General features: G+C 68.5%; 6 protein-coding genes. 3 read left to right on the forward strand and 3 right to left on the reverse strand.

From position 1 onward, the window contains the following. From HUV01_RS07280 to HUV01_RS07290, 3 genes are all read left to right on the forward strand, one after another. The coding region (locus HUV01_RS07280) for a MutS-related protein (RefSeq protein ID WP_438827156.1) at positions 1–971 on the forward strand (971 nt) is incomplete at its 5' end. 139 nt (positions 972–1,110) lie between these two features. Continuing rightward, a complete protein-coding gene (locus tag HUV01_RS07285) occupies positions 1,111–2,118 on the forward strand; it encodes a phosphatase PAP2 family protein (protein ID WP_254606455.1) in 1,008 nt (335 codons plus the stop codon). Between the two features lie 67 nt (positions 2,119–2,185). Beyond that, positions 2,186–4,993: a [protein-PII] uridylyltransferase gene (locus HUV01_RS07290; protein ID WP_174297637.1), complete on the forward strand. Its 2,808-nt coding sequence runs from the start codon at positions 2,186–2,188 to the stop codon at positions 4,991–4,993. A gap of 32 nt (positions 4,994–5,025) precedes the next feature. Here HUV01_RS07290 and HUV01_RS07295 read toward each other — a convergent pair whose 3' ends face one another. The 3 genes from HUV01_RS07295 to thrS form a co-directional block, all read right to left on the reverse strand. Further along, positions 5,026–7,623 (reverse strand): TonB-dependent receptor, encoded by a 2,598-nt coding sequence (locus tag HUV01_RS07295; RefSeq protein ID WP_174297638.1) that lies wholly within the window; start codon positions 7,621–7,623, stop codon positions 5,026–5,028. A gap of 188 nt (positions 7,624–7,811) precedes the next feature. Next, positions 7,812–8,345, reverse strand: coding sequence for a translation initiation factor IF-3 (infC, locus tag HUV01_RS07300; RefSeq protein ID WP_174297639.1), 534 nt, complete (start codon positions 8,343–8,345; stop codon positions 7,812–7,814). Between the two features lie 94 nt (positions 8,346–8,439). Next, the coding region (gene thrS, locus HUV01_RS07305) for a threonine--tRNA ligase (protein ID WP_174297640.1) at positions 8,440–10,336 on the reverse strand (1,897 nt) is incomplete at its 5' end.

A 10,336-nucleotide genomic window follows, 5' to 3' on the forward strand; every position in this document is an offset into this window, starting at 1 on the left:
GCACCGCCGACGCGCTCGCGCGACTGGACGTCGCCTCCGCCCTCGCCGAGCGTGCGTGCGAAGGCGGGTGGTGCCGCCCCGCGCTGCTGGAGGAGCCATGCTTCGAGGTGGCGGGCGGCCGGCATCCGGTCGTGGAGGCGGCGGTCGCGCGCGGCGGCGGGCGGTTCGTCGCCAACGACTGTTCGCTTGGCGAGCGTTCACGGCTGTGGCTCGTCACCGGACCCAACATGGGCGGCAAGTCGACCTTCCTGCGCCAGAACGCACTGATCGCGGTGCTCGCGCAGGCGGGCAGCTATGTCCCCGCGACCAGCGCGCGCATCGGCCTCGTCGACCGGCTGTTCAGCCGCGTCGGCGCGTCCGACAACCTCGCGCGCGGACGCTCCACCTTCATGGTCGAGATGGTGGAGACCGCCGCGATCCTGGCGCAGGCGACGGCCCGCAGCTTCGTCATACTGGACGAGGTCGGGCGCGGCACCTCCACCTACGACGGGCTCGCGATCGCCTGGGCGGTGGCGGAGGCGATCCACGAGGGCCGCTGCCGCTGCCTCTTCGCCACCCACTATCACGAGCTGACGCGGCTCGCCGAACGCTGCGACCAGCTGAGCCTGCATCACGTCCGCGCCCGCGAGTGGAAGGGCGATCTGGTCCTGCTGCACGAGGTTGCGGACGGCCCGGCGGACCGCAGCTATGGCCTCGCCGTCGCCCGCCTCGCCGGCATGCCGCCCGCCACCGTCGCGCGCGCGAAGGCGGTGCTCGCGAAGCTGGAGGCGGGCCGTGCGCGGACGGGCGGGATCGCCGCGGGCCTCGACGACCTGCCGCTGTTCGCCGCCGCGCTGGCGGGCCGACAGGCGGAGGAACAGACGTGCGACGCGATCCGTGCGGAGGTGGAGGCGCTGGACATCGACCGGCTGACCCCGCGCGAGGCCCTCGACACGCTGTACCGGCTGAAGACGCTCGCCCGTGACGGTTGAGGCTATTCAGGCGAAGGACCGGCCAGCGAGAGTACCGGGTCGTCACGACGGTTTCATCAAAGCGTCACACGCGCTACGATAGCGGCCTGTCGTCGCCAGGGGCGGGCCGTCGGTCGCCGCGCTTCATGAAAGTACCGCCGTGCCCATCGCCTCTGTCCCGGTCGCGCAGGAGGCCGGCCTATCCCGCGTCGAGGACATCGATCGTCTTGCGGCCTTCCCGCTCGCCTGGATCGGGATGGCGATGGCCGGTACCGCGGCGATCGTCCTGGGGCTGCTCGTCGACGCAGGCATCACCGTCCATATCTTCACGCGCGCGGCGGTGCCGATCCTTGCCTGGCTTTCGCTGACGCTGGGCACCGCCTGGTTCCTGCGCACGGCGAAGACCCGGTCCTGGCAGGCAGTGGCCGAGGCCACGGTCAACTGCGGGCTCGTCAGCATCATCTCGTTGATGGGCGCCATCGCCACCTATCCCGTCGCGGGCCGCTCACGCGGGTTCGTCGACCCGACCCTGGAGCGGATCGACGCCGGACTCCATTTCCACTGGCTCGACTGGTACCTGGCCGTCGCGGCGCATCCGGTGCTGCAGGTCGCCGGCCAGCTCGCCTATCAAAGCATCTACGTCAGCCCGGCCATCCTGCTTGGCTGGTTCGCATGGCACCGCCGGCGCGCGGATGGACGCGCCTTCCTGGCCGTCGTCTGGCTGGCGGCGTTCCTCACGATCGCGCTGTTCGTGGCGATGCCGGCGGAAGGGCCGTTCGCGCGGCTGTGGCATGGACCGGTCCCGTACATGCCCGACAGCGCGCTGTGGCAGCCCGAGCTGATCCCGGCCCTGCGCCATCACGCGATCCATTCGATCGACCTTGGCCAGCTGCGCGGTCTGGTGTCCGCGCCGAGCTTCCATACGGCGGCGGCCGTGCTCTACATCGCGACGGCCTGGCCGATCCGGCAGCTGCGCTGGCCGCTGCTGACGCTCAACGCGCTCATGCTGCTGTCGACGCCGGTGGAGGGCACGCACTATCTCGCCGACATGCTGCTGGGCGCGCTGGTCTCCGCCGTCGCGCTCACCGGGATCGCGGCATTGCGCGCGTTCCGCGAGGCGTCGGTGACGCGGTCGATCGCCGAGCAGCGATCGCCGCTGGTCCAATAGGCCGCATGCCCCGGGTGGGCATGACAGCGCGACATGACGCGACGGTCGTCAGTCGGTACAGGGCGACATGGCTCGATTTCGCCCCATATCCGTCCCATCAGGCTCCGCACCGACGGGCGACGTCAGTCCACCGCGCTGCTTCAGCACGCTGATCGATCGCGACGCGATCGTCGACCCGGTCGTGCTCGCCGCCCGGCTCTCGGCGCTTCCGGATGCCGACCCGGAGCCGCTGCGCCGCGCCGCCACCCTGATCCTGAAGGAGGCGCTGGCGCATGGGCGCGCGGAGGTCGAACGGCGCCTGCTCGTGCATCCCTCCCGCGGGCTCGACGCCGCCGCGGCGCAGGCGTGGCTGGTGGACCAGTTGCTGATGCAGCTTGCGCAGCTGGCCACGACCCGCCTCTATCCACGCCCCAACCCCACCGCCGGCGAGCGCATCGTGCTGGTCGCGGTCGGCGGCTATGGCCGGGGCGAGATGGCGCCCTTCTCGGACGTCGACATCGGCTTCCTCACCCCGGACAAGCCGACCGCGCACACCGAACAGGTCATCGAATCGATGCTCTATGCGCTGTGGGACCTGGGATTGAAGGTCGGCCATTCCAGCCGCTCGCTGAGCGAGATGGTCCGCGAGGCGAAGAGCGACGTGACGGTCCGCACCGCGCTGCTGGAGGCGCGCTACGTCTGGGGGGACAAGGCGCTGTATGCCGAGGCGGTCGACCGCTTTCGCGCCGAGGTGCAGGCCGATACCGCGCGCCAGTTCATCGCCGACAAGCTGGCCGAGCGCAACGAGCGCCACCGCCGGATGGGTGACACGCGCTATGTCGTCGAGCCCAACGTGAAGGAGGGCAAGGGCGGCCTGCGCGACCTCCATGCGCTGTTCTGGATCGGCAAGTACGTGCATGACGTGCAGCGCGCGGGGCAGCTCGTCGATGTCGGCCTGTTCACCCGCGCCGAATACCGCCGCTTCCACCGCGCCGACCAGTTCCTGTGGGCGGTGCGCTGCCACCTCCATGTCGTCGCCCGCCGGCCCGAGGACCGGCTGACCTTCGATCTGCAGCCGGAGATCGCGCGCCGGATGCGCTTCGCCGATCGCCCCGGCAAGTCGAACGTCGAGCGGTTCATGCAGCTGTACTTCCTCCAGGCCAAGACGGTGGGCGACCTGACCGGGCTCTTCCTGACGCATCTGGAAGAGGAGAACGGACGCGGCGCCCGCGGGTGGCTGGAACGGCTGACCAGGCTGACGCCTTCGCGGCGGCAGCGGCGGATCGACGGGTTCGTCGTCGACCGCGACCGGCTGGCCCTGCCCGACGACCGCTTCTTCCGCGACGATCCGGTACGGCTGGTGGCGATCTTCGCGCTCGCGGATCGCCACCGATTGAACATCCACCCGCTGGCGATGCGCGCCGCCGCCCGCGATGCCAAGCTGATCGACGACTATCGTGCCGACGCGCGCGCCAATGCGCTGTTCCTCGACCTGCTCGCCAGCCCGCGCGATCCCGCCGGGGGACTGCGCCGCATGAACGAGGCGGGGGTGCTGGGTCGCTTCGTTCCCGACTTCGGCCGCATCGTCGCGCAGATGCAGTTCGACATGTACCACCATTATACCGTCGACGAGCACACGATCCACGCGATCGGGCTGCTGTCGCGGATCGAGAAGGGCGAGCTTGCCGCCGATCACCCGCTGGCGAGCGATGTCGTCCCGCGGATCATGTCACGCCGCGCGCTGTATGTGGCCGTGCTGCTCCACGACATCGCCAAGGGCCGCGACGGTGACCATTCGGTGCTGGGCGAGGCGGTCGCGTTGCGGCTGTGTCCGCGTTTCGGGCTGACGGAGGCGGAGACGGAAACGGTCGCCTGGCTCGTGCGCCACCACCTCATGATGTCCGAAGTCGCGTTCAAGCGCGACCTTTCGGACTTCAAGACGATCCTCGACCTGCGCGACGTCATCCAGAGCATCGAGCGGCTGCGCCTGCTGCTGGTGCTGACCACCGTCGACATACGCGCGGTCGGGCCGGGAACGTGGAACGGGTGGAAGGGCCAGCTGCTCGGCGACCTGTTCCGGCGTACGGAGGAAGTGCTGCGGCTGGGGCACCAGCAGCGCGGCCGGTCGGAACGGATCGCGGCGAAGCAGGACAGGCTGCAAGCCGCGCTCGCGCCCGACGAGACGGCGTTCACGGCGCTCGTCCGGCGGCTGCCCGACAGCTACTGGATCGCGGAGCCGGCGGACGTGCTGGAACGCAACGCGCGACTGATCTCGGACGCCGGGACCGCATCGCTGTCGATCGGCGCGGAGCCGTATCCAGGCCGGGGCGCGGCGCTGGTGACGATCTATGCCGCCGATCATCCGGGACTGTTCTATCGCATCGCCGGCGCGATCCACCTCGCCGGGGGGTCGGTCATCGACGCGCGCATCCACACCACCCGCGACGGCATGGCCCTCGACAACTTCCTGGTGCAGGATCCCTGGGGCCGGCCGTTCGAGGAGCCGCAGCAGCTCGAACGGATGCGGGTCAGCATCGCCGACGCGCTCGCCAATCGCGGACACCTCGCCGACCGTCTGCTCGCCAAGGCGCCGCCGCGGCCGCGGGCGGCGGCCTTCCCGATCGCCGCCAACGTGCTGATCGACAACCGCGCCTCCAACCGCTTCACCGTGGTGGAGGTGAACGCGCGCGACCGGCCGGCGCTGCTCAACCAGCTTGCCTATGCGCTGTTCCAGGCCAGGGTGACGATCCACTCCGCGCATATCGCGACCTATGGCGAACGGGCGGTCGACACCTTCTACCTGACCGACCTGACCGGGGACAAGGTGGATGCGAGGAGCAGGCTGGCGGCGCTGGAGGCCGCGCTGCTGGAAGCGGCAGGTTCGGGAGGACCTTGACCGGGCACCCGACCGGTCTCCCCGGCCAAGGATCAGTATGTCACGCGAAGGGTGCCGCCGAACGTGCGCGGCGCACCAAGGTACGCGTCGAGCGTGCCGGTCGCGTTGGAGGGCACGTTCTGGAAACCGGAGTCGAACGCCACCTGCTGGTAATCGGTATCGAGCAGGTTCTCGACCCACGCCTCGATGCTCCACCGATCGTTGCGCGGCCCGAAGGCGAGTCGTGCGTTGGCAAGGACATAGCCCCCCTGACGCTTGCCGGGATCGAGATCGGAACCGGTGTTGTACCCGGACGAGTATTTGCCGCCGATGTTCAAGCGGAACTTGTCGTTCGCGAAGACCGGCACCGTATAGGTCCCGGCCAGCGACACCGAGACCAGCGGCGCGAGCGACAGGCGCGCCGTCTCGTACCCCTGGAAGCTGGTGCGCAGCACGAGGTCGGCGAGCTGGGCCTTGGTCAGGTCGTAGCGCGTGTCGGCGATCGTCACGCCGCCCTGGAACCGGATCTTGGGCGTCGCGAACCAGACGAAATCGGTATCGATGCCCTTGCTGACGATATGGGGGATGGAGTCGACGACGAAGACGAGGCCGTTGAACGTGTTGAGCTGGAAGCCGGAGTAACGCTGGTAAAAGGCGGTCACGTTGAACAGCATCTTGCGATCGAAGAGGGTCGCCTTCTCGCCGATCTCGAACGCGTTGTCCGTTTCCTTCCCGAAGGCGGTGTTCGCGATCGGCATATTGACCGCGGCGCTTCCCGGCGCGCATCCGGGCAGCCCGACCGTGCATTCGACCCGGTCGAGGTTGAAGCCGCCCGCCTTGTAGCCGCGCGCGTACGACGCATAGACCAGCAGGTCGCGGTCGAACCGGTAGGCGAGCTTGGCGGTCCCCGACAGATTGTGCTCGGTCGAACGCTGGAGGTCGTCGAAGGCGTTGTAACCGGGGCTAAGGAAGGGAAGGCAAAGCGTGCCGTTGGCGACGTCCAGCGCCTGCGCCGCCGCCGGGTTAACCCGCGCCAGGATCGCGAACGCGGCGTTCGCCGCGCCGCAGCCCGCGCCACCGCCGATGTTGGTGCTATGGGTGTTCAGCTGCTTGGCGTCGATCGTGTAGCGCAGCCCCAGGTTGAGATCGAGGTGGCCCGTCAGGTGCAGCGTGTCGTTGGTGAACAGCGCATAGGTGTCGTCGTTCTGCCGATAGCGATCGACCGAACCCGTGCCGGCCGCATAGTTCACGCCGTTCACGAACGGAAAGGTGAGACCGGTCCGCAGGAACGTCGGATCCGGCCTGCCCTCGACGAGCGACGAGAACAACAGGCTTAGGTAAGGCGTGAACTGGCTGCCGACGAGCACGCTGGTGTTCTGGCGCAGCTTCTCGTTCGAATAGAAGCCGCCGACGAGATAGTCGAGCCGGCCCGAGGTCCCGGTATAGCGCAGTTCCTGGCTGAACGTCCTGAACTGCGACGAGTTGCTGTCGTCGTCGGGCAGATAGTCGATGTCCGTCGTCGAGAAGTCGGAATCGAAGCCGCCCGTCTGCTTCCAGTCGCGATACGCCGTGATCGACGTCAGCGCGCCCGGGCCGAGGTCCCAGTCCGCCTGCAGCGACACGCCCTGATCGCGGGTCACCTGCCGGTCGGGACGGTTGGCATAGGCGTTGCGCGCGTAAGGCGTCGCCGGATCGCCGTCGCTGCCGCCGAGCGCCGCGACCAGATTCTGGGCGAGGTTGGCGGCCGGCGCCTGGCTCGCGCGGGTGATCACCGCGATGCAGCAGTCCTCGCGCCGGCGCGACACGTCGCCGATCAGCCGGAGCGTCAGCGCATCGGTCGGCTTGAACAGCAGCTGCGTGCGGATCGTGTAGAAGTTGCGGTTCGTGTCGTATGTGTCGGTGCGCGGACCCCGGCCGGTGTTCACGTTGAAATAGCCGTCGCGCTCCCGATCGGCGAAATAGATGCTGGCGGCGAGCCTGTCGGGGATGATCGGCCCGGTGATCTCGGCCGAGCCGCCGATCGCGCCGTGATTGCCTCCCTCCAGCACCGCGCCGCCGCCCAGGGTGAACTGCGGGGTCGCGGTGACGATGTTGATGACGCCGGCGGTGGCGGATTTGCCGAACAGCGTGCCCTGCGGCCCCTTGAGCACCTCGATCCGCTCGACATCGCCCAGATCGCCGAAACCGACGCCGTTGCGTGGGCGGTAGACGCCGTCGATCTCGATCCCGACCGAGGCTTCGAGACCCGGATTGTCGCCGACGGTACCGATGCCCCGGATGCGCGCGGTCGTCGACGCCTCGCTGCTGGTGGAGGTCACAAGAAGACCCGGCGCGAGCACCGCCAGATCCTTGATGTCCTTCACGCCCTGATCCTGCAGCAGCTGCCGGTCGACGGTCGTGACGACGATCGGCACGTCCTGAAGGTTTTGGTTGCGCCGCTGCGCCGTGACGATGATGTCGTCGACCGTTCCGGCCGCCAGCCGGGCGGCGTCCGCCGGGCGACCTGCGGCTAGGGGAGGAGCCTGCGGCGCCCGGTCGCTGGCCGCGGTGCCGGAGAGTGCTGGTCCACCGGCCGGACTGGCTACCGACTGGCCGAAAACCGGAGTTGCCACGACAAGCGCGGCCGCCGACAGCAGCGTGGACTTCAGCAATGCACCTCTCCCGTTTTTCGAACTTATGGTTTGTTCGTTGAGTCAGCTCCGGCGGCGACTTCGTCCAACCCCGGCCCTTGTCTCGAGTCTTTTTCGGTATGAGCGTATGTATTGGTCACAGCGATCCGAGGATCAGGCATGGCCGCGACGATCCTGGCGTCGCGGCCATGCGGCCGTATCCCGAGCGATCAGCGCGGCGATAGCACCATCAGCATCTGGCGGCCTTCCATCCGGGGATAGGCCTCCACCTTCGCCACTTCGGCGCTGTCGTCCTGCACCCGCTTCAAAAGGTTCATGCCGAGCTGGCCATGGCTCAACTCGCGCCCTCGGAAGCGCAGCGTGATCTTCACCTTGTCGCCTTCGCCGATGAAGTCGTGAACCTTCTTCATCTTGGTGTCGTAGTCATGGTCGTCGATGTTCGGACGCATCTTGATCTCCTTGATCTCCTGCGTCTTCTGCGACTTCCTGGCGAGGTTGGCCTTCTTCTGCGCCTCGTATTTGAACTTGCCGACGTCGAGGAACTTCGCGACCGGCGGATCGGCGTTGGGCGACACCTCGACCAGATCGAGACCGACCTCCTTGGCCTGATCCATCGCCTCGCGCGTGTACATCACGCCAAGGTTCTCGCCCTCTCCGTCGATCACGCGGACCTTCGGGGACGTGATGAACTCGTTGAATCGAGGACCGTTCATCGCAGGCGCCTGCAATGGCCGGCGCATCATGGGAGGTGGGATGGGTGGGACTCCTGTGGTTGTCCGACGGATATAGTATTTTTCGTTGACTTGCGAAAGACGGCTGGCGGTCCCGGAGCCCCGGCTAGCCGACGAGGTCGGGCGGCGTCGCCTCCGCCGTCAGCGCCTCGATCGCCGCCGCCAGCCCCAGCACCTCCTGCCCCTGGCTGCCGAGGCGACGGATTGCCACCGTGCCCTCCTCGGCCTCGCGCTTGCCGACCACCAGCAGGTTGGGCACCTTCGCCAGGCTGTGCTCGCGCACCTTGTAGTTGATCTTCTCGTTGCGCAGGTCCGTTTCCACGCGCAGCCCCGCGCGGCGCAGCCCGGCGGCGACCCCCGTCGCATAATCGTCCGCGTCCGACACGATCGTCGCGACCACCGCCTGCACCGGCGCCAGCCACAGCGGGAAGCGGCCCGCATGATGTTCGATCAATATGCCCAGGAAACGCTCGAACGTGCCCAGGATCGCGCGGTGGAGCATCACCGGCCGGTGCCGCTGACCGTCCTCGCCGACATAGGACGCATCAAGGCGCTCGGGCAGAACGGTGTCGGTCTGCAGCGTGCCGCACTGCCATGTCCGCCCGATCGCGTCGGTCAGGTGGAACTCGAGCTTGGGCGCATAGAAGGCCCCCTCGCCCGGCAGTTCCTCCCAGCCGAACGCCGGCGTGTCGCGACCCGTCGCGGCGACCGCGTCGCGCAGCGACTGTTCGGACCAGTCCCACATCTCCTCGGAGCCGAACCGCTTCTCGGGCCGCAGCGCGAGCTTGATCGCATAGCTGTCGAAGCCCAGGTCCTTGTAGATGACGTCGAGCAGGTCGCAGAAGGCGCGCACCTCGTCGACCAGCTGCTCCTGCGTCACGAAGATGTGCGCGTCGTCCTGCGTGAACTGGCGCACGCGCATCAGGCCGTGCAGCGCGCCATGCGCCTCGTTGCGGTGGCAGCAGCCGAACTCCGCCATGCGGATCGGCAGGTCGCGGTACGACTTGATCCCCTGGCGGAAGATCAGGACGTGCGCGGGACAGTTCATGGGCTTGAGCGCCATCAGGTCCGCCTCGCCGGACAGGACCGCACGGTCGTCCTCGACGTTGGGCACCTCGTCCGGCACGACGAACATGTTCTCGCGATACTTGCCCCAGTGGCCCGACTGTTCCCACTGGCGCGCGTCCATCAGCTGCGGCGTCTTGACCTCCGCATAGCCCGCGGCGTCGAGCCGGCGGCGCATGTACGCCTCTAGCGCGCGCCAGACGAGATAGCCCTTGGGATGCCAGAACACCGACCCTTGCGCCTCCGGCTGGAGATGGAACAGGTCCATCTCCTGCCCGATGCGGCGATGGTCGCGCTTCGCCGCCTCCTCCAGCATCGTCAGATGCGCGTCGAGCTGCTTCTTGCTGAGCCAGCCGGTGCCGGTGATCCGGCTCAGCATCGCGTTCTTCTGGTCACCGCGCCAATAGGCGCCCGAGACGCGCGTCAGCTTGAACGCGTCCGGCGCGAGCTTGCCGGTCGAGGCCATGTGCGGGCCGCGGCACATGTCGAGCCACTCGCCCTGGCGATAGATGGTCAGCTCCTCGCCGTCGGGCAGCGCCGCCGCCCATTCCGCCTTGAACGTCTCGCCCTGCTCGGACCAGCGATCGATCAGCGCCCGCCGGCTCCACACCTCGCGCACGAACGGCTCGTCGCGGGCGATGATCGCGCGCATCTCCGCCTCGATCGCGGGCAGGTCCTCCTCCGTGAAGGGGCCGCGATCGGGCGGCGGCGCGAAGTCGTAGTAGAAGCCGTCAGCGGTAGCGGGGCCAAAGGTGATCTGCGTGGCCGGGAACAGGTGCTGCACGGCCTCCGCCATGACGTGCGCGAGGTCGTGGCGGACGAGCTCCAGCGCGTCCGCCTCGTCGCGCGCCGTCACCAGCGACAGCTGCGCGTCGCCCTCGAACGGCCGGGTGATGTCGCGCACCTGCCCGTCGATCCGCGCGGCCAGCGCCGCCTTC

It is taken from the genome of Sphingomonas bacterium (assembly GCF_903643035.1).
Classification (GTDB): Bacteria; Pseudomonadota; Alphaproteobacteria; order Sphingomonadales; family Sphingomonadaceae; genus Sphingomonas.

Bases quoted from the DNA above. Each gene is read 5' to 3' on its own strand.
- HUV01_RS07290 (WP_174297637.1), top strand. From the start codon at position 2,186: ATGGCTCGATTTCGCCCCATATCCGTCCCATCAGGCTCCGCACCGACG.
- infC (WP_174297639.1), bottom strand. From the start codon at position 8,345: ATGATGCGCCGGCCATTGCAGGCGCCTGCGATGAACGGTCCTCGATTC.